Source organism: Glaciecola nitratireducens FR1064 (assembly GCF_000226565.1).
GTDB classification, from domain to species: domain Bacteria; phylum Pseudomonadota; class Gammaproteobacteria; order Enterobacterales; family Alteromonadaceae; genus Glaciecola; species Glaciecola nitratireducens.
This window is the reverse complement of record NC_016041.1, coordinates 1,749,602-1,772,815: the sequence shown is the minus strand read 5'-3', so window position 1 is coordinate 1,772,815 and position 23,214 is coordinate 1,749,602. Positions and strand designations below refer to the sequence as shown.

Below are 23,214 nucleotides of genomic sequence, written 5' to 3'. Positions count from 1 at the left end.
TTAAAGTTCAAAGACGTTCGTTGACAGTCAGAATCTAAGTGGTACATTTAGGGGTACAACCTCACTAAACAAACGATTTGTACCCCTAAAATGCCCAGAGTAGCAACACCATTAACAGATTCAAAGATACAGAGTGCCAAGCCACGTGAGAAAGATTATAAGCTCAGTGATGGCAGAGGATTACATTTGCGCGTTCGAGCAGGTGGCACAAAGGATTGGATATTTAGGTACCAAGTGCCTTTTAGTGGCACACGCAAAGATATGAGTTTTGGTATTTATCCAACCGTAGGATTAGCTGATGCTAGAGAAAAACGAAAAAATGCACACAAGCTATTATCAAAGGACATCGACCCAAAATCACATAAAGCAGAAGTTAAGCGCACGGCAACTCAAGATAAAGCTAACAGTTTTACTTGCATCACCCTTGATTGGCTGAGAGTCAAATCAACAAAAGTAACGGCTAAATACGCGGTTCAAATTGAAGCATCGCTCAGGAACCATGTATTTCCTCATATCGGAAAACGCCCTGTTAAAGAACTAACACCTTCTGAAGTGATTGAGTTTTTGCGGCCTATCGAAGCCAAAGGAAGTAAAGAAACAATCAAACGACTTTGTCAGCGCATTAACGAAGTCATGGACTATGCTGTCAATACAGGGCTGATCGACATTAACCCGTTGTCTAAGATCCACAAGGCATTTCTTTCACCCAATCCAAAGCACTTGCCAACAATAAAACCTGAAGAACTACCTCAACTAATGCAAAGCTTGAGCACTGCTAGCATTAAACTTGTCACACGTACGCTGATCGAATGGCAATTACACACAATGGTTAGACCGAGCGAAGCAGCAACTGCTAAATGGAGTGAGATCGACCTTGATAACCAAACATGGACAATCCCCGCTGATAAGATGAAAAAAAAGAACAATGGCGATCACGTTGTACCACTAACGCCACAGACACTCGCCCTACTCGATTTTATAAAACCGATTAGTGGTCACAGAGAGTTTATCTTTCCTGCTGATCGAAACCCTAAAACGCATACAAACACTCAGACGGCAAATATGGCCTTAAAGCGAATGGGTTATCACAAAACATTAGTAGCGCATGGGTTGCGGTCCCTGGCTAGCACGACGCTGAATGAGCGAGCGTTCGCACCTGACGTCATCGAGGCATGCTTGGCACACATAGACAGTAATAGCGTCAGACGCGCTTACAATCGCACTGATTATTTGGAGAGACGCAGAAAAGTTATGAACTGGTGGTCGGCTCACGTTGAACAGGCTGCTACTGGCAATATGAGTTTAGCGAATACCAATAAAACATTGAGATTGATTAATAATTAATACACTTTCAGAAAGTCTAGGTTGGCTCCCAAACAGCTGCAACCCTATCGGCCTGAATTGGTAAATAAAATAAGGAATACTTGAGGGTAGTATGTCATCACCAATACATTTAAAAAACACATGGGAAAATGCTAAGTATCTAAAGTTACAGTTTTCCGATTCTTCCCCCCCCTTCAAGGCTGTGCGGTTGGGTCAAATTCATAAAAAGGACATTGCTTTTATTGCTGATCGTTCAGATGAAGATATGTTTGAAACACCATTAGAAGCCCTCCTTTTTTATTTGAATAGTGATGCTTACCCGCCTGCGTATCTGTTGGAATGGTTAAAACAGACTTTCGGCTTCTATTTCATGAAAGGTGGCGATGTTGAACTTGAAAGAATCTTTGGAAAGATCAAACCAAAAGCTGGAAATTTTGCTGCGCAAGTACAAAGTCAACATCCTGTTCGCGATTTTAGTTGGAAGTATGATGCTGAGTTGCAATGCGCCGCTTCCGATGGAATCAAACCACTAACGCAGAAAGAATTTTTTAAAAAATGGAAAATAGAATTTCACGAACAGACTGGGACAAAAGTCGCTAAGGATGTTGAGTCTTTTTTGAGGGCGTATAGAAAATTCAAAAAAACATAGCGGACGAATAAACGCATTATTGATCCGGTACAACTACCTTTATATGTGAATAATAGGATGTCGGTAACAACAGAGGAGATACCGACAATGACTATTACATTTAGCCACAGAGTGATTCGTAGACCAGAAACACTCAGCCTTATCGGCTGTTCTAAAACAACGCTGCACTACTTACAAAAACAGCGCTTATTCGTAAAACCTATCAACATTGGTCAACGCGCTGTAGGCTATCTTGAGCACGAAGTTCAGGCAATCATCGCGGCTCGTGCAGCTAATCAATCTGATAGTGAAATACGCTTTCTTGTAGAAAAGCTAGAAGAGACTCGTACACATTCTGCGAACGCCTTTCTCAAATCAGTTGTTCAATACTCTCTAACTGAAAAAAAGGAATTTGCAGCATGAAAATCTGCGATGTATTTGCGATAGCGTTAGATATTAAAGAAAAACAAGATGTCCTAATAGCATTGCGCGCTGCTATGCGGGATGCAAACAGCAAGTTCAGAAGCTCAGAATCACAAGCCTGTCAGATAAACTGCTCGAACCTTGATTATGAGTTGGCCGTTACTATTGATGAATTGATGCACGAGTTAATTAAACTCGAGGACGTTAACTCTGCTGTCAACGGCGATTAAGAGAACTTGCAAACTAATGGCTGCTAACTGCCTGCCTAGACAGGTGGTCAGCACCTCTTTGCGTGAATATATCAATGAGCTCTCATCCATTCGTTAGCACACCGAAAGAGTATGTAGATTTTATGCGCTCACAGGTGCCAGAATTAAGTGCATTGTCTTGGCCAGTTGCCTTAGTATATGTCTCACTTATCTGGGCCAACGTGATAAATCCTAAACGGTTTCAACATGCATCCTCATCTAATCATTTTTTTGTAAGTTGCAAAACGCTTAGAGAACTTTTAGGGCCTACCTATAACAGGCTCTTGCGTGATTTACCCCTTATTCAACAAGGCAATTACTATCAAGCGAAAAACAAAGAAACTAGAAAGTACAACCTGACTAATCAAGCGAAAGAACTAACACAAATATTTCTTAAGACTTCGCCTGAGCAAATCAATCTGATTTCGAAAAACAATAAACCAATCCAGTTGAGAACAAAGCACGGTCCAACAAGTGCAATACTCTCAAGGAACATTGAAGGCAACAAAGCTAAGACGCAAGCATTCATAAAACCTAGCGTGCCCATTTCGACAACTTCGCTACATAGGCTGATAGAGATACTTGATGGCCCTGACAATCTTTTACCCATCGGCTTGCGGGAAGCGGTAACTGGTCTACCAGTAAATGAGCTTGAACAGTGGAAAGTAGAACGAATCCACAAGGCAGAGTTATTACTGCTTGCAGCAAAAGATACTCAGACTGTAAGTGGCGAAATAATTCAACAATACCAAGAAAAATCAACTGGCCGTTTATATGGTGTGAATATCCATCTCCAATACATGCCAAAAGAGGTTAGACAAGCAGCACTATTCGGTCAGCCAGAATATGATATTTCGAATTGTCAATACACCATTCTAGTGCAACTTGCAGCGCGCGAAGGGCTTAAGCTACCAACCGTCGAATATTATCTCAGACACAAAAGACAAGAACGCACAAGGCTTGCCAAAAAACTCAATCTCCACCAAAGCACAATTAAAGAATTACTCCTCAGTCTCATATTCGGCATGGCCCTATCAATCAAGAGGGATGAAACACTTGTGAAGACTGTAGGCAGCGTTAATAAGGCAAAACAGGTCCGAGATGACCTGACATTCAAAAGCTTGCGAAAAGAGCTGAGGGAGACTCGCAAAGTGCTTATTAAGTCTCATACGCAGCGAACAGGCATTTGTAATGCGATTGGAAAGAGGATCAGCAAAAATGCGTCAGAAACAAAGCAGCTTGCCCATATTTTACAGGGACAAGAGGCAGCGATTCAGCAAGTAGTGATTGAGCTGCATGGCCCTTCAATCACACTACTTCAACACGACGGATTTACATCTACCGATTGCAATATCGACCTAAAAAAACTTGAGGCTGAAATCTTCAATAAAACAGGTATCAAAGTTATGTATGAATGCTCATTTCCACAAGCGCAAAAAAACCTCAGTCTGTTAATTAATGAAAGCCACACCACGCTTACTCTACAGGCTTATTAATACTGAGGGTTTGTTCAATAATAGGGGGTTGCTATGGAATCCATATTCTAAAATACTATGAGCTCAATTAAATATGTGAACAAAGAATTAAGTAAATGTTAGCGTGAATGAGGAAAAAATAGCTGTTTGTATTCTGATGTTAGGTCTGGTCATGCGTGTCTAAAACACAACTTTGCTTTTAAAGACAAGTACCCACAAGAACAGATAGATAATAAATGGTGGGCTGATTATGATGCTGCACCTGATATGTGGTAAGATTTAACTCAGGTAATAGCTTTGCAGAGGCATAAAAATGGGTGCATTTGATATTATTGGTGACGTTCATGGTCATGCAGATAAATTAGTACAACTGCTCAAGAAGCTTTGCTACAAAGAAGTTGACGGTATTTGGTCGCATCCTAATCGAACACTAATCTCCATAGGCGATCTAGTTGATCGCGGACCTAAACAACGCGAAGTGGTCAATATACTGAAAGCCATGGAACAAGCTGGTCACGCCAAGGTGCTAATGGGCAACCACGAATTTAATGCGGTGTCATGGTACTTGAAGGATAAATCAGGCAACAACCTCCGTCCCCATACAACAAAGAATTATGATCAACATTGTGAATTTCTAGAACAGGCTGATGTTAATTCTTCTTGGTACATTGAAACCATTGAATGGTTTATGTCATTACCCCTGCTTTTTGAAACTGGACAATTTTGCTGTGCACATGCAGCCTGGGATGATAAGAACATTGCGTATCTCAAAGCGCACTTAACGACTGACTTCAGGTTACAGCAACAACAGTGGGTGCCAGCAACCACAAAAAGCCACCCGCTTTATGAAGCGATTGAGTATTGCCTAAAAGGCCCTGAGCTAGATTTGCCTTCAGGGCACTCATTTAAAGATGGTGGTGGCCATACTCGTTCTAAGATGCGTTTGAAATGGTGGGATTTAAATTCATCATCAACTTATAGAACTACTGCAGTGTCAGTGCCACATCCTTCGCAATTGCCAGATGAGCCGTTACCAGCAGAAGTTCTCAGTAATGCCAGAATATTGAAGCCTGTATTTTTCGGTCACTACTGGATGACAGGCAAGCCACAATTACTATCAGATAAGATTGCATGCCTCGACTGGTCAGTCGTGAAAGACAATGGCCACTTGGTTGCTTACCGATTTGATGGTGAAAGCACCCTATTAGAGTCAAAGCTTGTATCGACACAGTTAATAAGTGAGGTGAAGAAATGAGACCTACCAAGTATTGTAAAAAAGTTCAGGCAAAGGCAGACTGGTATGCCGAGGGAGGGTATTTAGATTGTGGTGATGCTGTACCGAGTCAAGCTGGGCTCGCCTGTGAATTAAGTGTAACTCGCCAAACGTTAGTTAATTGGAAAGAGCAGCACCCAAAGTTTTTAGACACGTTAGACCTGATCAGTGTCGTTCAGGAACGACTTAGCTTATCTGGTGGACTCAAAGGTGAAATGAATAGTGCTATCGTAAAGCTGCTTTTAGCTAACCACGGTTACTCCGAGAAAAAAGCACTACATCACAATGTCTCAGAAGGTTTAAGTGACAATCACTGGACAGTCAAATTTGTAAACGCCGATTTCCCAAGTGAATAAACAGCGTAATATAAAATTAACAGAATCACTGTGAGCATAGTAAGGTAAGTATATGAGCCTCGCGCAAAATAAAGCACTACCCATTTGCCCTTTTAAAACGCGGCCCGTCAAGGTAGGATAATTTGAATTTAGCACAATGGATGTTCATGTTTTTGAGTGTGCAATAAGATACAATTCCAGCGCTGCTTCAGCTTTTTAAAAGTATAAATAGAGGGTAAGTCAATAGATACTTTCCAAGATATTTTGTTGCATATTCCCCATGCCAGCACGCATATACCGACTGACGATATAGACCAATTCATTTGTTCAGAGGTAGAGCTTAAAAATGAAATTAATGCAATAACAGACCATTTCACGGACTGGCTGGTTAAACCGCTCGAAGTATGCAATGAAAATCGAATAATTGCCCCCGTTTCAAGGCTTTTGGTAGATATGGAGCGATTTGATGATGATTCATTAGAAACGATGTCACAAGTGGGTATGGGTGTTATTTATGAAAAAGGTAGTCAACGACAAACTATCCGACGAGATTTGACTCAACTGGAAAGAAGCGAACTTCTTAAAAAATATTACTATTCACATCATAAACTACTTGAGTCTCGAGCTGAGTCACTTGTAAAAAAATATGGCAAGATAATCATTATTGATGTGCACTCATACCCAAGTACTGCATTACCATACGAATTAGACCAAACCTTACCTCGTCCAGAAGTTTGTATTGGTTGTTGCGACTTTCATACGCCAAAAAGGCTCGAATCCGGTATAGTCTCAGCTTTCGAGCAGGAAGGCTTTGATGTAGCTGTAAACACCCCCTTTTCTGGTACATTAGTACCCTCTAAATTTTGGCGAACGAGTAAAAATGTAATGGGGTTTATGATAGAAATTCGACGTGATGTTTATATGGATGAGGGCCATTTTTGCTTGAATCAATACAGCGATAGGCAGAGAAGCAAAATATGTAATGCAATCTACAGTGGTGTGGATAAATTTAAAACAAAGGTTTTTTGAAACATGCTTAAAGAAGAGCTCATAAACGCTTATAAGACAGCTAAATACGTGGTTGTTGACCAAAACATTGATCACCGAATACGGGTTGGTGAACATGATTTTGTCATCGAGAAGATGCTAAGTGACCACGATGCACGGTTTGCTTATTTTATAACACCAGAAAACCCATTCAGTCAGAACTTAACTAATGAAGAAAACGACCTGAGACACAAACGCTTTACCCTGTCACTGAGCCAGAAAGACCTTACCTACTTGGAGGGGTATGGAACAGATGAGGATGAAAGCTGGCAACGAGAGAAAAGTTACCTAATCTTCTGCAATAATGGAAACGATATGCATCAACTCGCTGCACACTTTGGTCAGTTGGGAATTTTAAAAATAGAAAGAAATTCCCCAGTCATGCTTTTAATATTAGCTAATTTCGAGTATTTACCGGTAATAAAGTGACACGCCGTAAAAACTATTTGTGGCATCATTCTCGCTCATCTATTAAAAGGTATCAGGACAATGAAAGCCAGTATGATTCAAACACTGTTCGTCAATACTGAGTATTACAATGAAGTAACACTTGATAGTGGCATTAATGGCATCATAGACCTGGACGTCATTATAGATTGGGCCACTTTTATTGAGGCTATAATGGGTGACAACTTAGAATCTTACGACGACGAGGAACTACTTGACTGCTATGGCATAGAAAAGTCTGATTTAAACGTTGAAATAGACAGCAGCACATTTCAGAAATATCAAGACCGCATTTATTTTTGGGTTGATAACGAGGTTGGCGGAAACGCCAAGGCATTTAATTTGGTCACAAGATTATCATTGTTTATTACTGACGAAATGGGCAACGGAAGCATGCATGGTGTGACCACTTCTCAGTCGACAGCGAATGGCTCAGCGAAATCAGTCTATATTGAAAATGAAACAGCAGCTAAATGGCTTCAGCAGGCATTCGCCAACGAGGGAATTGCAATAGAAATTAAATTCACTTGAGAACAAAATGCCCATCGAGATTCATAATGCTCATAAATGGCGACATACTATTGAGCGTCTTAAATTAAGACTTCCTAACTTTGCTTGAATCGCTCGATAGTTAGACCGGTATCAACCATTGGTAATCAGACTGGTGCATTTATCAGAGCATCAAGGATTATTATTCAATACTGTAATAAGTCTTCGATAGAATGGGTCACTTGCTGGATTGTATGATTCAGCACCGCCCCAATAATAAGTTCCAAGTACGGTTTTTACATTGTCGTAGTGTGTTTGCAATGACATTGCTCTCCTTCTTGCAGTTGTACCTATGGCATTAGCAATCTGAGCTTTCCAAGGGTGATTGCTTCCCATGATATTTTCATTTCTCTTTATCAGCTTTTCGATAAAGTGTCTGCCAACTAATCTATCTGATTTCAACAGGTGGACTTCCCAGCTTTCACTAGACAGTCTGTTGTTCCAAAAAATACGTTTCCTCGAATTTAACAGGTGATACACTGCCTGTACGCGAATGGCGTTTTTTAGGATTGTAAAACATTTCTATAAAGTTAAATATCCCTGTCTTCGCTTCGTCCCTTGTCGAATATATCTTTTGTCTTATTACGCGTTTTTTAAATGTCGCAAAGAAGCTTTCAGCAACCGCATTATCATGGCAATTTCCGCGGCGGCTCATGGAAGGCTCTAGGTTATGCTCTTTCATGAAAGTAAGGTAATCATTACTGCCGTATTGGCTTCACTGATCGCTTTGCACTGACACAGGGCCTGTAGGTCGTCGTTGATAAACGGCCATCAATAAAGCCCCAACGACAAGGTGCTTATCCATGTTTTTGTCCATAGACCAACCGACAACTCTGCGAGAAAATAAATCGATAACGGTCGCCAAGTACAAAAAACCTTCATAGGTGCGAACGTAGGTAATATCGCTCACCCACGCTGTATTAGGCCTATTTGGAGCAAAGTCGCGCTCCAATATGTTATCTGCAATTCGAGATAGCTTGCTGCCTTTTATGTACCTGCGCTTGTAACCAATTTGCGCTCTATCGGCTGTTCTGCCGCATGATTTTAGCCATGCGATTAACACTACAAGATTCACCCACTTCACGAAGGTCACGGTGGTTCCAAGGACTGCCATACATTCCGCCACTGGCAACGTAACACTCTTTTATCCGCATCAGCAAACGACTGCCTTCGATAGCTTGGTTACTCAACGGTTGTTTGAGCCACGCATAAAAGCCACTGCGATTGATTTGAGCACTCTGCACATTGCTAACACAGAAAACTCGTCTTGGTGTTCCCGGATAAAGGCGTACTTCACTCTGGATGGCTTGTAAACTACCTTGCGCCTTTTTTAATATGTCGCGTCGTCTTATTATCGCTAAATTTGCTTTTCCAATAATAGAGCGATTTTGTTGTTACCCATAAACGTTCAGCAACGTCTTGAACAGAATATCCTCGTTCGGTAACTTGCTTTACTGCTTCAATCTTAAACTCTTCGGTATACTGTTTGCCTTTGCTCATAAACACCTAAATTTAAAGTTAAATTGTAACTGTTAAAAGTATCTAGCAAAATCTGAGAAGTCCAAACCTAAAAATAAAACCTGATGATGATCGAGCTCGTTGTAGTTTTAAACATCCATTTACGCTGATAAAAAGGACTATTCTTAATAAATTATTTAAGAGTATTGTTTCTTAATTGCAAATCAAGTAGCTTTGATCATCACGTTTCGTTGTTAAAAAGTGCTATGTCTGCGAATAATATGTCCATAAGGTATTTCCGAGGAGGTCAGTCTGCAACGTCTGAATATACAGGCAGACTCGGGATAACAGCACTGCACAAGTGTAAACCAACAAGACTTGTGCCAACCAATGAAGACGCGATGGAGAGAGCGGAAGCTTTCAGAAAAGCTAGGGATGCTGCCTGGGCTAATCGTGATCCAAGGTGGGCAGAAGCCGAGCCTGATGCAACTGGTAAGCTACCATATGTAATAAATACACGAGAACCGACCGAAGGATAGCTGTCTAATTATTGATAGAATTAGATTAAAGAAAGCATCGAAACACATCCTAAAATTAGTTACAGCCTCTGCTAGCCAATGCCAATGAGAAATATCTGACACCAGCCAAGTGAAGCATGGTAACACTATAATCAGGCTAAACTCATAGTGTTTTGCCTAGCGATACTAAACTTTACCATAATTTAAAAGCCAGTCTGTGCGGCTGGCTTTCATTCGAGTCCATTATTTCCTCATTAAGAAAAACTGACCTTTACTTTTATTTACGAAACTTGCGCTGCTTTCTACAGATAGCAATGCTTGTGCATCAATCAAAATTGGTAAGCCATCTAAGGCCTCTTCGTTAATTACAATTGGCTCTAGGTCATTCAATGTGGGATAACCACCACAGACTTCACCACCATCACATATGAAAAAGTCATTATCAATATCACTTCCAACAAGGATATAATATTCACCGACTGGCACATCTAATGCGCTAAGTGTTAACGTGCCGTCTGGGTTGAATTCTCCATCCAACTGTTTAATTACATCTTGCGTAAATGCATCAATAATCAGGGCATATACGTAGCCGTTTTGCTCGACAGTGATTTCTACAACTTCTGCCGTTACAGCAATATCATATGTTTCACCATTTGAATCTGTAAGCATTATCGAACCTGTATACGAACCTGCAACAACATCACTATTTAATCTAACTTCAAAAATACCAGAGCCATCTTCTCGAGTATTAATCGCATTAACCGTAAAAAAGTTTCCACTAAAGGTTATGTCTGTAATCGACAGTGGTGTGAAACCTGTTATGTTGACACTGAACTGGCCCGCAGATTGACTAGATGATAATACCAAGCGATTTACCGAAATATCTACAGTCGAATTCGCAAACCTCAGATTATCAAAGTCGCGCGCTGCAATAACCGCTTTTTCCGCATCAAGCAGACCATAGCCGTAAAGGCTGTCGCGATCTAAATCACCAATGTCTCGGGTCAAAAACCCTGCTTCGAGTAGCAGTTCAAATTCGGCACTTGTGAGCTGAGGGCGCACCGATTTCATTAATGCCGCCACACCAGCAACGTGTGGCGCGGCCATACTAGTCCCTTGTTCGAATTTATATGTAAACGTACCTGTATTATCGTCTTTTGTTGCTCCTAAAACGCCATCTGGAAAACCATCATTATTTTGATCCACTCTATTGTCTCCGCCAGGCGCGGCAATATCAATGAATGCACCAAAGTTCGAATAATACGCAATTTCGTTGTTAATGTCTGTTGCACTCACAGAAATGACATTATCGTAACTAGCAGGATATGCCGGCTGTGACGTGCTCGAATTGCCGGCTGCAGCAATGATAATAACTCCCCTTGAAGTAACCTCATTTATGGTCAACTGTGCTACGAGACTGTAATTAACACCGCTCAATGACATGTTAATTACATCAGCGGGTCTACTAGGTACGCTGCCTGAAGGATTAGGCAGTCCTGCCGCATAACGAATACCACTATATATGTCGAAGATGGTACCGCCATTTTTTCCAAGGACACGAATTGGCATATGTTTAACGTTATATCCTGCACCTGCAAGACCAATTCCATTATTAGTTGCAGCAGCAATAGTGCTCCCAACATGACTACCGTGATAAGAATTTGGACGCTGTTCTACTGCATCACCAGAATCATATGGGTCGGGATCGATACCATCGCCATCGTTAGATCTTAAAGGGTCACTTATAAAATCATAACCAGATACTAGATTAGGCGATAGGTCCGGGTGGTCACTGAGCACGCCCGTATCTGCAACAGCAACGATAACTGGATTATCAATGTTGCCTGTCGTTATATCCCATGCTTCATTCAATCTAATATTTTTGTAATGCCAAGTAAGTTCGTTACGAGGATCATTGGTTACTGCTGTTTTTTTTAAAATAAAGTTAGGCTCAACGAACTTGTAAAGGCCCTTCGCTTGTATTGCTTTTATATCTATCAGGGTACGCAATTTTGCGGCTTGCTCCGGTGACATCGTCATACCTTTTAGGCCATTAAAGCTGGTAGTACTCGTTTCATTTGACGAAATACGGCTTGCAGATTTATTAAGTGACATTGCAGCTGGCGACTTAAGTAGCTGCATAAATGTTGAGTCATCATTGTTGCTGCCTTCAACGCCTATCGATGACAAGGCTTCAGCACGCTTGCGTGAAGCGTCTTTAATCGACTTTCCTGACTCAATGGGGGATGAGACAATAATATCCCCTGGGACGAAATCCATGGTGGTCGAGGCCGTCGATGATTGCACTCCTTGAAAATTGATTACCAGTTCATATGTACTCATTCCAGAGAAAGCTTGAACAGCAATAAAATAGATTCCGTCAACTGGTGCGATTACCACTTCGCTATTTGTTGCTGAAGCTGAAATTTCTACTAATTCACCGTCAGAGTTGAAGAGACCTAAATCGAGATCCGATGTGGAGTCCTCTTCTTGGTCACGCGATAAGAAAACACGTTGCCCTGCTCTTAACTCTGTAGCAAAGACATCAAATTCATCAGGGAAGGCTTCAAAAACATCGCCCGGAGTGCCTGTGCTTGTTTGCGTGACAAACCCCACAACATTTGATGTGGGTGGAATAATTTGGGCCGTTGGGAAATTGTTGTTTTCAGTATATATTGCATCTGGTGAATTAGTGTCAGTATCGATATAGACACCGTTACGTAGTTTAAGATCCAGGCTCAAAGATTGAGTATTTGCTGCATCAGCAATCGTAATGGTTTCGCTAGAAATCGCTTCAAACCCGTCCTCGCCAAAAGCTTTAACTTCCACAATATATTCACCTGCTTCCTCAAACTGATAAGAATATTCATTTGTTGCTGTCGAAGCCGATGGTATGCCTCCACTAATCTGCCAGAGGTAATTGCTAATAGTTACGCTTTCATTAGCACGCACTTGTGCAAAAAATGTTACTACCTGATCTGTAGTAACTAATGCCCTGTCAGCATCGACGTTGATTCTAAAGGGAGTTTGATTTGCATTGGCTACCACTGCATTTAGCGTGGCCTCTTGCGCGACATTGAAATCATCTACTACAGTTAATGTCACGGTATATTCACCAGGTGTTGTGTAGGTATGGGTAACATTCTCACCTTGACCAACGCTAGCATCACCAAAATCCCAGTTATAAGATACAATTTCGCCCGTCAAAGAGGTTGATTGAGATGCACTAAACCTTACTTCTTCACTCACTCTTAACAGACTGTTACCTGTTATACGTGGTGAAGCTGGTTGATTAAAATCAACATTAATTGTGATGGTATGGCTAGAAGTAACACCAAAATCATCTTTTAATACCAACGTTACTACGCGCTCTTCGACCGAACTGTAAGTGTGTATTACCTCATTGCTACCTGAATACTCCGTGTCATCGCCCATATCCCACTGATAAGAAACTATAGTGCTATCGGGGTCTTCGGCATTTGCAATAATTGAAAACGGTAATTCCTTACCTACACGAAAGCCATTGTTGATCTCAAACGTGACTGCTGCGACCTGATTAGGCTGTACTTCAATAGTGACAGTGTCAGTGGCTGCACTTCCATCATTATCGGTCACGGTTAATGTGACATTGAGGTCTTGACCATTCGTGGGTTGTATAGTTATTGTTGCTCCAGAAAAGGCTTGGCCATTAACATCCCACGCATAACTCGTAATAGAGCCGTCGCTATCAGACGAATCACCACTATCAAGTGTCACTGAGTCACTAAAAAGCACAGACAAACTGGATGCCGAAATAACTGCATTCGGCGCAGAATTTGGCGGTGGTGGACTAAATGTTGCAGGTTCGCTACCGCCACCGCCGCCTCCACATGCACTCAATAACAAAATAGACAAGCACAAAAAATATGGTGCTATTTTTCTTTGTAAAGTAGATGATAAAAAGCAGGCCGCATATTGGGCGAAGGTATAACGAAAGTAAGTGGTTTTCAAAATTAAATGTCCTTATTTTTTTCACAACGAAATAAATTCGGGCTTTAATTTAAAGTAATACATTAATTGTAGGGTATTAAATTTTGTACATTTGTATTTTATATAAATACTTTTTAACACGAAGCTGAACGGCCATCATGAACCCAAACACTTTGAGTTGTTCTCGGTATTAGCTGTTGCTTGATTAATCAGACTACCGACATTGGTAACACTATAAGCAAGCGGCAACGATGAGTTTCCGACAGCATTTTAACCTAAATATACCCATAAATCTTTCTATGATATTTTAAATTATCCAGATTAATCAGGTGTTTTGGCTGAATAATGAGCGTTCCCGTAACAGCACCGAAAAACTATAGTTCACTTTGCAAGCTTCAACATCTCAAACACCAGCTTAGAAAATCCAGCCGCTCTGACAGGGTCTGAAAGTAACTGCATCATTTGATTTTGATGCGCCTCACTGCTATCCAAAACTGCATCATCGACTGCCTTAGCAAAGTCACCAAGGATGGCTTGTTCTTCACTATTATTGTTGATCTGTTGCATTACCGCAGTATTTTCACGCACTTTGTCAGTGATGGTATTGACGTAGTTCACCATATCCTGCTCAGTTAACTGGTCCACAATAAACAGTTCATTCAGGCGGCCTATAAGCTGTGATAGAAACTCTGATTTTTTATCAGTTGGTTTAGCTGTGCCTAAGCCTTCACCTGGGACTAATTTAGCTTCAGGCTCATTTATCTGAAGTTTGATATGCTGTTGTTTAATTTTAGATAAGCGGTAGTGGCTAAGCTCAACGTTACTTAAATCAATCTCGTCTTCTTCTACCACTGATTCTTTTAACATTGGCCTTAGATTACGAGCATATAAACTGAGTTTCTCTAAGTCTTTATCGTCGTAGTCAACGATCTGTGACATGAACTCATAGAATCTGACGAAAGTGCCTAGGTCCTTCTTAAATATTTCTAGCGCATCCTTCTCTTTCTTGCAGTCTTTAAAGCTATTCTCTGCGTTTGCAATCAGTACAGCATCATTGGTCTTCTTAGTGCGCTCAAACATGTCTCTAGCTTGTTTATAAGCCTCTACAGCTGACTTATAGCGTTGCGACCAACGCTCTATAGCTGGCTTACAAATATTCGCTATCGCTGCATTACTTTTGTTCTTAATAAAGTAAGCTGCACAGAACTGCTCCACCTCTGACCAAGTGAAAATAGATGCCATGCGTAACTTGTCAAACAACTCAAAGATTAGATTAGGATCGGATACATCATCTAATTCAGCCGTCTGAAAGTATGGCTGAAATGCAGCAAGGATGTCTTCAGAGTCATTGAAGAAATCCAGCACAAAGGTACCCGTTTGCGCCTTACCAGGATAAACTCTATTAAGTCTTGATAAGGTTTGTACACACTCTACCCCGCCTAACTTTTTATCAACATACATGGCACAAAGCTTCGCTTGGTCAAATCCGGTTTGAAACTTGTTCGCAACTATCATGACTTGATAATCATCACTATCAAAGGCCTTGCGCATATCACGACCTTTTAGAAATGGATTCATGTTGGTTTCAGTAAACTTCTCGCCTAACAGTCCAGCAGAGCTTGGATCTTTATCGCTAAACTCAACTTCACCTGAAAAGGCTACCATCGCAAATAACTTGTCATAACCTTTCTCAATGATGTACTTGTCAAATCCAAGTTTGTAACGAACGGCTTCTTTTCGTGAACCAGTAACGACCATAGCCTTGGCTTGACCACCGAGTAGACCCATTACATTGTCTTTAAAGTGCTCAACGATAACCTGTACTTTCTGACTGATGTTGTAGTCATGCAGCCGCACCCATTGGTTTAACTTTACTTTAGCCTTTTTGCTCTCAACTTCTTCATCACTAGCTTCTATTTTCATTGCTAAGTTATAAGCAACTTTATAGTTGGTATAGTTCTTCAGTACATCGAGTATAAAGCCCTCCTCTATCGCCTGGCGCATACTATAGACATGGTAGGCTTCTGGCCGGTTGGTTTTTGAGGGTGCTTCGTCTGGCTTTGGTAATCGTCCAAATAGTTCCAGAGTCTTGGTCTTGGGCGTTGCAGTAAACGCCAAGTAACTTAGGTTAGTTGAGGCTCTCCTTGAGGCTACAGCGGCCTCTAAGATGTCTTCTGTACCTAATTCACCATCTGGGTCAGTTGAATCAACCATCAAGACTTCTTTTAATTGTCTTGCAGTTGAGCCAGTTTGAGAGCTGTGGGCTTCATCAGCAATTACAACGTACTTTCTTTCTTTTAAGGTAATACTGTTTTCAATCGCTTTTAATACATGGGGAAATGTCTGGATTGTCACAATGATAATAGGTTGTGAATTCTCTAGCGCACTGGCTAGCTTCTCAGATTTAGAACCGTCACCTTCTTTATTGTTGATGCGCCCTACTACACCTTCTGTATGTTCAAACTGATAGATGGTGTCTTGTAGTTGATCATCTAACACCGTCCTATCCGTGACAATGATGACCGAATCAAAGTTCTTATTACCCTCTTCATCTCTTAACGCTGATAACTGATGGGCTACCCATGCAATTGAATTAGATTTACCTGAGCCAGCACTATGTTGAATTAAATACTTATGACCAGCACCCTCGGTGCAAGCAGCATCAACTAACTTGGTTACGACATCCCACTGATGGTATCGAGGGAATATCATCGTTTCTTTTTTATATTTGCGACCTTCCCAATCTTCCTTCTCTTCAATCTGAAGGTGGACGAAGCGAGACAATATATTCAAAAGGTTTTCAGGACATAAAACTTCGTTCCAGAGATAGTCGGTAGCGTATTGGTTTATATCTTCTGGCACATCATTACCGGCTGCGCCGTCAGATGTGCCTTTGTTAAACGGTAAAAAATAGGTGTTATCGCCTTCTAGGCGCGTAGCCATATACACTTCATATTGACTTACAGCAAAATGAACTAATGCACCACGTTTAAAAGTTAACAATGGTTCAGGTTTTCTAGTTATTGGGTCAACTGCAAAGCGAGTTGTTTTATATTGCTTAATCGCATTTTGCACAGCTTGTTTAAACTCAGACTTCAACTCTAGTGTGACTACCGGCAGTCCATTAACAAACAACACCAGATCAATACGCCAGGCCTTAGCCTTTTTACCTGTCTCTACTAAATGTTCTTCTGTCGCCCAAGGACTGTAAACCAATTCAGGGACTACCCGTAAACGGTTGGCTTTATAAGCGGCTAGTGTATCTGGGTTAAGGTCATGTTCTGGTTTGAACTGACAGAGGCTAAAACGTGTGCCGCGGTCACGCAGGTCATGGCGTAACACACCCAGAGTACCAAAGGTACGCATCTCTTTATTTGCTGCATTAGGATCAGCTTTGTTTAACTGCGCGGTAACACGCTCTAAGAATGTCTGGTCTGCGTTATTGGGATATATCGTCTTAAACTTCTGCCATTGCTCGTCTTGCGTTTCTTTGACAAAACCTAATAGGTCTTCAGGGTATAAAGCCAACTCGCGATTGTACTTCTCAGGTTTACCTAACAGCCAACCATTAGTAAGCAACTGCCTGACCATATCGTTTTGGAAGGTAAACTCGTTGGCTTTACCGTTGCCTGATAACACACTCATAAAGTTACTTCCTTGCGTCACTTGTGTTGTGCGGAGGTTGCCAATTTCTGACATCAATCTTGCCGGTAACGGCAGCGGAGATGAGGGCTGTGCGGCGCTCTTTCATTAGAGTAATTGCAGTGCTCGCTTTCTCTATAAGAGTACCGTATTTGTTCCTTTGAAGGTGGCAATACTCATCTATTTCCAGCTGTTCCGCTTCAGGTGGAATACAAACCTTCATTTGTCGAATAGAGTTCAGAGACAAGTTGAAGATCGTAGTTCCTGTCACTTCCAAATCAAAATAACGAAGCGCCTGACTACTCTGTAAGTAAAGCATTAAATATTCAGGCAATAAATCACCAGAACAATTCATATAAGCGGCACTCTTACCCAATATTATTTTTTCATCATTATATCTAGCAACATTACCAATCGTGCCGTTAATCGAGAGCAATACACTGGTTGCATCTAAATGAACATAGTGATTTTTATATTCTTCTTCAGGTACTTCTTTCGCAGTCGCTCCCACCCAAATATGGCCGTTTACTAAATTGTTTCCATTTACAAAATAATACCCAGTATTGTCTTGATATTTTGGTGTTGAATGCAATCCATCACCAATTCTGGATGTATGATGAATCAACTTTGGTAATTCCCAATGCTTCGGTACTTCACCTAACCACTCAACGCCTGATTCGCGCATGGCGGCGTTAGGATTAAGGCCTTTGGTAACGGCATGACTGATAACAGCCTGACGCTTCTCTTTGAGTAGTGCAATTAGTTGTTGTTGCTTGGCGATCAGGGTGTCGATTTTAGCAGTTTCATGGTCGAGGAAGTTGGCGATAGTTTTTTGTTCGGCGAAAGACGGATAAGGTATCTTTAACTTTTTAAGCTCACCTAGATTTATACGAATTCTTGTTGTACCAGTAGAAACCAACTCTGCATTGACTTTGACACATTCACTATTAATAGCCCAAACCAAATAACTCAAATCAACCAGTCCTATATTTGGAGTAAGTTTCACACAGTCTGCTACGATCAGATACTCTGGATATTCATCATTAACGATTGCGCATCGAGCAACTGGCTCAGCCATTTTGGCAATAACTATTTCGCCAGGTATTGCCAAATGCCTAATTAGCTGCTGTTTCTTTTCTTCAGTAACAAACTTCATGTTTTGCATGAGATGTTTGCTACCGCGTATATTATTCAGCTGTATTAAAGGAACACCACTATCTTTGTAGTCATTTGTTTTTAAGTCAGAACCGAAAGGGCCATCAACGAACGCTGTGCGTCCTTGATCTGCTAAATAACCTAATCGTTTCTCCTCCCAATATTCTGGTAAATCTGTATTAAAGTATTCACTGTATTTATAAGCGCTATACCTATTTTCAAATGGCATTACGAATGCACCTCTTGCAATAGTGACATGATCTCCGTACTGACTGCATCCAAATCAGCATCTATCTTAGCTAAATCTCGTGGTGGCTGATATTGATAGAAATGGCGATTAAACGGGATCTCGTAGCCTACAATGCCAACCTCTTGATCTTTTGTGTCTTTCTTACTCGCATCAATCCAGGCATCAGGCACATGAGGCTGCACTTCTTTTAGGAAGTAGGCTTCGTTCAAGTCATTCACTGCTTGGCTTGGGTCTAATGCGACGTTTTCATTGTCCCTCAGGTCCCCATCTGTTTTGTATTCCAGCACTTGTGTTCTGCCGTTATATTGCACTTCAAACAAACCATATAAAGGGTTAGGTTGGGTTGTATGGATCTTTTTAATAACCTTTTCTGCAGTTGGATTCTTCCAACTAACAGCGTCAGTAATCTGCTTCTTCTCCTTAGTATCAAGAACAGCGCCCTGACTTTGACAGGTAGCTTTTATCAACGCATCATAGGTATTCATATCATCACACTGAGCATCACCTATCGCACTCTGCAGTTGTTTGGCTTTAAGCATGATGTGCTTTTGCTGAAGCCAAAGTTTGCTATCAAGTAGGTCTTTAATTTGTTTTTCTTTCAAGTCGACGAAGTAGGATTTGATGTAAGCACGAATTTCAACGGCATCCTCTTGCAGCAGACCATAGTGGTGGTTATCAAGTTCATCTGACCATGAAGCCCCATAATGCTCATATATCCATTTCATCGGCGCGTTGAAAGGTTTAGCGGCAAAGCGTAGTTCGGCAATCCGTTCGTTGCTGAATTGATATGACTCCCTCAAAGGGCGTTCAATAGTAATGCGGCGATAACCAAATTCATGGGTCGCAAAGATTTTACTGGCGAAGGTTTTAGCAACTGCGGCTTTAGTATTGGCTGACTGACGACCTCTTTTACTTTTTTGCTCTACAGGTTTGTCTAGCTCTCTAGCGTCAACCACTTCAAACTCACCAAAAGTACGTGTAATAGTCGCAATATCACCGTCGCTCATTTCATTGCGCTTAGAGCCTAATGATTTGCGCATTTTACCACACAAATTAACGCCGTTTATTAGCTGTACTTTACCCTTTCGTTCAGTCGCTTTTTTATTCGACAGAACCCATACATATGTAGCAATGCCAGTGTTGTAGAACATGTCCGTGGGCAGTGCGACGATGGCTTCTAGTAAATCAGCTTCGAGTATATAACGACGAATTTCAGACTCACCAGAGCCAGCGCCACCCGTAAACAAAGGTGAGCCATTCAGGATAATTCCAATACGAGCACCGCCGCTAGCACTATCACCAGCGCCACTGTCACGTAACTTACTTATAAGGTGCAATAGGAACAACAACGAGCCATCAGACACTCGGGGTAAACCAGGACCAAAACGACCATCAAAACCTTTGAGGCTGTTTTCGTCTTTAATGCTTTGTTCAATCTTTTTCCAGTCTACCCCAAAAGGCGGATTAGCTAACATATAGTCAAATTTGTCGCTATACAGTTGATCGTTCGAGAGAGTGTTACCCAGTTTTATGTTATTCACTTCCTGGCCCTTGATCAGCATGTCGGCCTTACAAATGGCGTAACTCTCAGGGTTTAACTCTTGCCCATAAGCCACCATTTTTGCATTGGGGTTCAGTTCATGCACATACTCCATACCAGAGGACAAAAAGCCCCCTGTACCCGCGGTGGGGTCATATATAGTGCGAATTATGCCAGGTTTGGTCAGGGCTTCGTCATCTTCCATAAATACCAATGAGGTAGTGAGTCGCACTATGTCTCGCGGCGTAAAGTGTTCACCGGCCGTATCGTTTGAGCTTTCTGCAAAGCGGCGGATTAATTCTTCAAAAGTAAGCCCCATATCGTGATTAGAAATAGCTTTAGGGCTTAAGTCAGTTTGCCTGACGCGCTGCACTACCTTATATAATAGGTTAGCGTCATTGAGCTGACCTATAAATTCAGCGAAATTGAAGTACTCAAAGATTTCTCGAGCATCTTTAGAGAAGCACTGTATGTAACTTTGCAAGTTAGCCTTGATGCCCGACTCGCCCAGCTTAGACAGATCCATCTTAGAGGTATTAAAAAATGACAAGCCATCAGTGGCCCGTAATAAGAGTTTTTCCTGCGCTTCTTCAGGTAGGTTCATGGTCTGAATTCTGTCGAGTTCAGTAAGCACTTGCAATTTAGTGCTTTCTAACACGCCTTCGAGGCGACGCAATAGGGTAAAGGGAAGGATGATACGTCCATATTGGCTCTGCCTGAAATCACCCCGGAGAAGATCTGCGATAGACCAGCAAAATGCGGCCAAATTATTAGGGGTTTGAGAACTGCCGTTTTCACTCATGTAATGCTTTCCTTGAACAACAAAGGTACATCCCGCACCGGCTCAGATAACTGATGATGTGTACTTATTGATTATAATTGTGGATTACTAGGAAGGATTTGAACTTCCTGTTCTACTTGTTATATCCGTGTACTATCTAAATTAGCGGTTTAGTGATCATGCGTCAAATATTGTTGTGGAGAATTGGAGCTATTAACGCTAATTGTTGAAAGATATTTTTTTCAGTTGAATATTACAGCCTCTCGCTAATTGAGTTTAAAAAATGAATTGTTCTTTCGGCAATTCGCTTCTTTCCAAGTATTAGTCATCTTCGGGTTAATAGCTTACTGTTGGCGATAGTTTAGAGTTACCCTTTCAACAGAATCTCTACTGAAGTAGTAAACTTTTTGCTGTCGCTAACTAATAGGCGTCTTTGACTTAAATCAAATAATCACTCTTCCATAAAACGACAGCTCTTTCAGCCAACATCTGTTGGCGACATTCAATTGATTCTTTATTCCAGATTTCGTCAATAATCTCATTTGAGAGTTGATAGTCTGACATCTGATATATACTTTGTTTAGTAGACAGCGAATCATTACCAACCCTTTTGTTGTCAGAAGGTGAAAGTAAACAATAGTTACCTAACCTATATATATATTCCTCATGGTCTCTAGTTGCGATAACTTCTGTCCATTTGTCAGACGGATTTTCAGGTAAAATATGCTCAATAGTTCCACTGTTGGTCTCCCAATCCAGTTCAGTTTGACGCAGTGAGTTTTCAATTTTAAACAGTATGTACCTCACTACTTTCTTTCTATTTTTTGTTACGATTCTTGCTTTCTTAAACGATTGGAGGAAATCACCATCATTTACATAAACGTCTTTAAGTTCGTTAAATATAGCTCTTGGAGTAGTTAATTGACCAGAATGAACACCAACAGCTGCTTTGCTTAGAATGCTTTCAAGACTATTTGGGTTTAGTTTTCCAATAACGCTATATCTGAAAAGTATCGCTTCAATGAGTTTAAGGACTCTAATAACCTCACTATTAGCAAATTTTCTTACACACGCCATTAGCAAGGGATATATTTGTTTAGCACCAAAAACTTTTATAGATTTCAGGTATTTTGAAATTTCCGGATACCCACTCCAGTAATCGCTAGAAGGATCTTTAAGCGCATTGAACACTTCAGATTCTTGTTCCAAATCATTCAAGAATTTCTGAGCATTCGCAGCTGTTTGGATGTTCACCTTAATTCTTTTGAAAAGTTGATGTGACCTGACAAACCTTTCAGTTGAGTTGATGTAGTATCTTAGGAAGTCCGGAAGATCTTCACTTTTCACATTGAAACAAATTTTGTCCCATTGCCTCTGAATTATGTCTTGATCGGTGCTTGAGACAAGAAGTGAAAATAAATAGTTTTTTAACAGATCCGAAGAACTAAGTTCAACGCCTCTAGCATTGAGAGTTTCGAAAACAGTATATGCTGACAACTCATCTTCTACTTCGATTTGAATAAATATTAGTTTTCTTGCAACTTGATTAGTCAAAAAATCTACCACGTACTCGCCCGTCAATTCTGACTGGGCATAGGTAACTATCTTTTCTTTGAAATAATCTTTGCATTTTAAAATGAGTTTGGAAGAAGCATTAATCCCTCGAAGATTTCGAGGAGTGTCTAGTTGAATCAAAAACCTTTCGTAAATATCTTTATTGTTGTTATTTAGGCTTAGTTTACTAGAGTATCTGAGGCTTGTGGGGTCTTCATCTCCGATAAATCTTTCTCTAATAATTTTTGCTCTGCGTTTGTTGTCATTTGCTTCGTTATCTTGGTCTATTAGGTCATTAAGTATCGAAAGTACCGCGACTACAAAAATACTTAGAGTTGTAATCCGCTGCTGCCCGTCAATTATCTTATATTTTCGTTCTTGATCCTGTTGCAATACCAAAGAACCCATATAATGTTTGGTATCAAAATCTTGTGATATATCTAGTATATCGTTCCAGAGGTCTTCCCAGTGCTCCTGAGTCCAAGAATAATCCCGCTGATATAACGGAACTTCAAATCGTTTCTCACCGCTTAACAAGTCTGAAAGGCTTACTGTATTTGTCGCTAATAAATTCCCTGACATTAATTACTTCCCGTTTA

The 23,214-nt window shown here is 40.9% G+C and carries 17 protein-coding genes and 1 pseudogene; 11 read left to right on the top strand and 7 right to left on the bottom strand.

The genetic code is table 11. From position 1 onward, the window contains the following. Positions 1–90: 90 nt before the first annotated feature. The 10 genes from GNIT_RS07655 to GNIT_RS07610 all read left to right on the top strand — a co-directional run bounded on the left by GNIT_RS07655 (position 91) and on the right by GNIT_RS07610 (position 7,730). Positions 91–1,344 (top strand): integrase domain-containing protein, encoded by a 1,254-nt coding sequence (locus GNIT_RS07655; RefSeq protein ID WP_014108602.1) that lies wholly within the window; start codon positions 91–93, stop codon positions 1,342–1,344. Between the two features lie 91 nt (positions 1,345–1,435). Further along, positions 1,436–1,972 (top strand): hypothetical protein, encoded by a 537-nt coding sequence (locus GNIT_RS07650; protein ID WP_041246349.1) that lies wholly within the window; start codon positions 1,436–1,438, stop codon positions 1,970–1,972. 87 nt (positions 1,973–2,059) lie between these two features. Continuing rightward, positions 2,060–2,374 (top strand): helix-turn-helix transcriptional regulator, encoded by a 315-nt coding sequence (locus GNIT_RS07645; RefSeq protein ID WP_014108600.1) that lies wholly within the window; start codon positions 2,060–2,062, stop codon positions 2,372–2,374. Next, the gene (locus GNIT_RS07640; protein ID WP_014108599.1) at positions 2,371–2,604 is read left to right on the top strand and encodes a hypothetical protein; all 234 of its coding nucleotides are present in this window, start codon (positions 2,371–2,373) and stop codon (positions 2,602–2,604) included. The genes GNIT_RS07645 and GNIT_RS07640 overlap by 4 nt, the downstream gene beginning before the upstream one ends. A gap of 74 nt (positions 2,605–2,678) precedes the next feature. Then, the gene (locus tag GNIT_RS07635) at positions 2,679–4,118 is read left to right on the top strand and encodes a hypothetical protein (protein ID WP_148261699.1); all 1,440 of its coding nucleotides are present in this window, start codon (positions 2,679–2,681) and stop codon (positions 4,116–4,118) included. Between the two features lie 292 nt (positions 4,119–4,410). Further along, a complete protein-coding gene (locus tag GNIT_RS07630; RefSeq protein ID WP_014108596.1) occupies positions 4,411–5,352 on the top strand; it encodes a metallophosphoesterase in 942 nt (313 codons plus the stop codon). Then, a complete protein-coding gene (locus GNIT_RS07625) occupies positions 5,349–5,726 on the top strand; it encodes a DNA-packaging protein (RefSeq protein ID WP_014108595.1) in 378 nt (125 codons plus the stop codon). The genes GNIT_RS07630 and GNIT_RS07625 overlap by 4 nt, the downstream gene beginning before the upstream one ends. Positions 5,727–5,972: 246 nt before the next feature. Continuing rightward, on the top strand, positions 5,973–6,734 hold the full coding sequence (locus tag GNIT_RS07620) for an N-formylglutamate amidohydrolase (RefSeq protein ID WP_014108594.1): 762 nt from the start codon (positions 5,973–5,975) through the stop codon (positions 6,732–6,734). 3 nt (positions 6,735–6,737) lie between these two features. Continuing rightward, on the top strand, positions 6,738–7,181 hold the full coding sequence (locus GNIT_RS07615; protein WP_014108593.1) for a DUF3293 domain-containing protein: 444 nt from the start codon (positions 6,738–6,740) through the stop codon (positions 7,179–7,181). A 60-nt stretch (positions 7,182–7,241) separates the two neighbouring features. Then, positions 7,242–7,730 carry a hypothetical protein gene (locus tag GNIT_RS07610; protein ID WP_014108592.1) on the top strand — a complete coding sequence of 163 codons (489 nt, stop codon included), beginning with the start codon at positions 7,242–7,244 and terminating at the stop codon, positions 7,728–7,730. 150 nt (positions 7,731–7,880) lie between these two features. Here the strand turns inward: GNIT_RS07610 and GNIT_RS18475 are convergent, their stop codons facing one another. Together GNIT_RS18475 and GNIT_RS07600 are read right to left on the bottom strand one after the other, a co-directional pair. Further along, positions 7,881–8,015 carry a hypothetical protein gene (locus GNIT_RS18475; RefSeq protein WP_014108591.1) on the bottom strand — a complete coding sequence of 45 codons (135 nt, stop codon included), beginning with the start codon at positions 8,013–8,015 and terminating at the stop codon, positions 7,881–7,883. A 157-nt stretch (positions 8,016–8,172) separates the two neighbouring features. After that, a pseudogene (locus GNIT_RS07600) lies at positions 8,173–9,248 on the bottom strand (IS3 family transposase). 224 nt (positions 9,249–9,472) lie between these two features. Between GNIT_RS07600 and GNIT_RS07590 the strand changes: the two are divergent. After that, positions 9,473–9,745 carry a hypothetical protein gene (locus tag GNIT_RS07590; RefSeq protein ID WP_041246347.1) on the top strand — a complete coding sequence of 91 codons (273 nt, stop codon included), beginning with the start codon at positions 9,473–9,475 and terminating at the stop codon, positions 9,743–9,745. Between the two features lie 222 nt (positions 9,746–9,967). On the opposite strand, the gene GNIT_RS17680 is transcribed toward GNIT_RS07590, so the two are convergent. From GNIT_RS17680 to GNIT_RS07565, 5 genes are all read right to left on the bottom strand, one after another. After that, positions 9,968–13,714 carry a S8 family serine peptidase gene (locus tag GNIT_RS17680; protein ID WP_014108589.1) on the bottom strand — a complete coding sequence of 1,249 codons (3,747 nt, stop codon included), beginning with the start codon at positions 13,712–13,714 and terminating at the stop codon, positions 9,968–9,970. A 360-nt stretch (positions 13,715–14,074) separates the two neighbouring features. Then, positions 14,075–17,338 (bottom strand): type I restriction endonuclease subunit R, encoded by a 3,264-nt coding sequence (locus tag GNIT_RS07580; RefSeq protein WP_014108588.1) that lies wholly within the window; start codon positions 17,336–17,338, stop codon positions 14,075–14,077. A gap of 4 nt (positions 17,339–17,342) precedes the next feature. Next, positions 17,343–18,719 carry a restriction endonuclease subunit S gene (locus GNIT_RS07575; RefSeq protein WP_014108587.1) on the bottom strand — a complete coding sequence of 459 codons (1,377 nt, stop codon included), beginning with the start codon at positions 18,717–18,719 and terminating at the stop codon, positions 17,343–17,345. After that, the gene (locus GNIT_RS07570; protein WP_014108586.1) at positions 18,719–21,082 is read right to left on the bottom strand and encodes a type I restriction-modification system subunit M; all 2,364 of its coding nucleotides are present in this window, start codon (positions 21,080–21,082) and stop codon (positions 18,719–18,721) included. The genes GNIT_RS07575 and GNIT_RS07570 overlap by 1 nt, the downstream gene beginning before the upstream one ends. A 417-nt stretch (positions 21,083–21,499) precedes the next feature. After that, a complete protein-coding gene (locus GNIT_RS07565; RefSeq protein ID WP_014108585.1) occupies positions 21,500–23,197 on the bottom strand; it encodes a DUF262 domain-containing protein in 1,698 nt (565 codons plus the stop codon). Positions 23,198–23,214 lie beyond the last annotated feature (17 nt).

What these genes read in the sequence shown, in the direction of transcription:
- GNIT_RS07610 (WP_014108592.1), top strand. Translation starts at nt 7,242, where the DNA reads ATGAAAGCCAGTATGATTCAAACACTGTTCGTCAATACTGAGTATTAC.
- GNIT_RS07615 (WP_014108593.1), top strand. Translation starts at nt 6,738, where the DNA reads ATGCTTAAAGAAGAGCTCATAAACGCTTATAAGACAGCTAAATACGTG.
- GNIT_RS07655 (WP_014108602.1), top strand. Translation starts at nt 91, where the DNA reads ATGCCCAGAGTAGCAACACCATTAACAGATTCAAAGATACAGAGTGCC.
- GNIT_RS07575 (WP_014108587.1), bottom strand. Translation starts at nt 18,719, where the DNA reads ATGCCATTTGAAAATAGGTATAGCGCTTATAAATACAGTGAATACTTT.
- GNIT_RS07580 (WP_014108588.1), bottom strand. Translation starts at nt 17,338, where the DNA reads ATGAGTGTGTTATCAGGCAACGGTAAAGCCAACGAGTTTACCTTCCAA.
- GNIT_RS07630 (WP_014108596.1), top strand. Translation starts at nt 4,411, where the DNA reads ATGGGTGCATTTGATATTATTGGTGACGTTCATGGTCATGCAGATAAA.
- GNIT_RS07565 (WP_014108585.1), bottom strand. Translation starts at nt 23,197, where the DNA reads ATGTCAGGGAATTTATTAGCGACAAATACAGTAAGCCTTTCAGACTTG.
- GNIT_RS07650 (WP_041246349.1), top strand. Translation starts at nt 1,436, where the DNA reads ATGTCATCACCAATACATTTAAAAAACACATGGGAAAATGCTAAGTAT.
- GNIT_RS07645 (WP_014108600.1), top strand. Translation starts at nt 2,060, where the DNA reads ATGACTATTACATTTAGCCACAGAGTGATTCGTAGACCAGAAACACTC.
- GNIT_RS07570 (WP_014108586.1), bottom strand. Translation starts at nt 21,082, where the DNA reads ATGAGTGAAAACGGCAGTTCTCAAACCCCTAATAATTTGGCCGCATTT.
- GNIT_RS07635 (WP_148261699.1), top strand. Translation starts at nt 2,679, where the DNA reads ATGAGCTCTCATCCATTCGTTAGCACACCGAAAGAGTATGTAGATTTT.
- GNIT_RS07625 (WP_014108595.1), top strand. Translation starts at nt 5,349, where the DNA reads ATGAGACCTACCAAGTATTGTAAAAAAGTTCAGGCAAAGGCAGACTGG.
- GNIT_RS07640 (WP_014108599.1), top strand. Translation starts at nt 2,371, where the DNA reads ATGAAAATCTGCGATGTATTTGCGATAGCGTTAGATATTAAAGAAAAA.
- GNIT_RS07590 (WP_041246347.1), top strand. Translation starts at nt 9,473, where the DNA reads ATGTCTGCGAATAATATGTCCATAAGGTATTTCCGAGGAGGTCAGTCT.
- GNIT_RS18475 (WP_014108591.1), bottom strand. Translation starts at nt 8,015, where the DNA reads ATGTCATTGCAAACACACTACGACAATGTAAAAACCGTACTTGGAACT.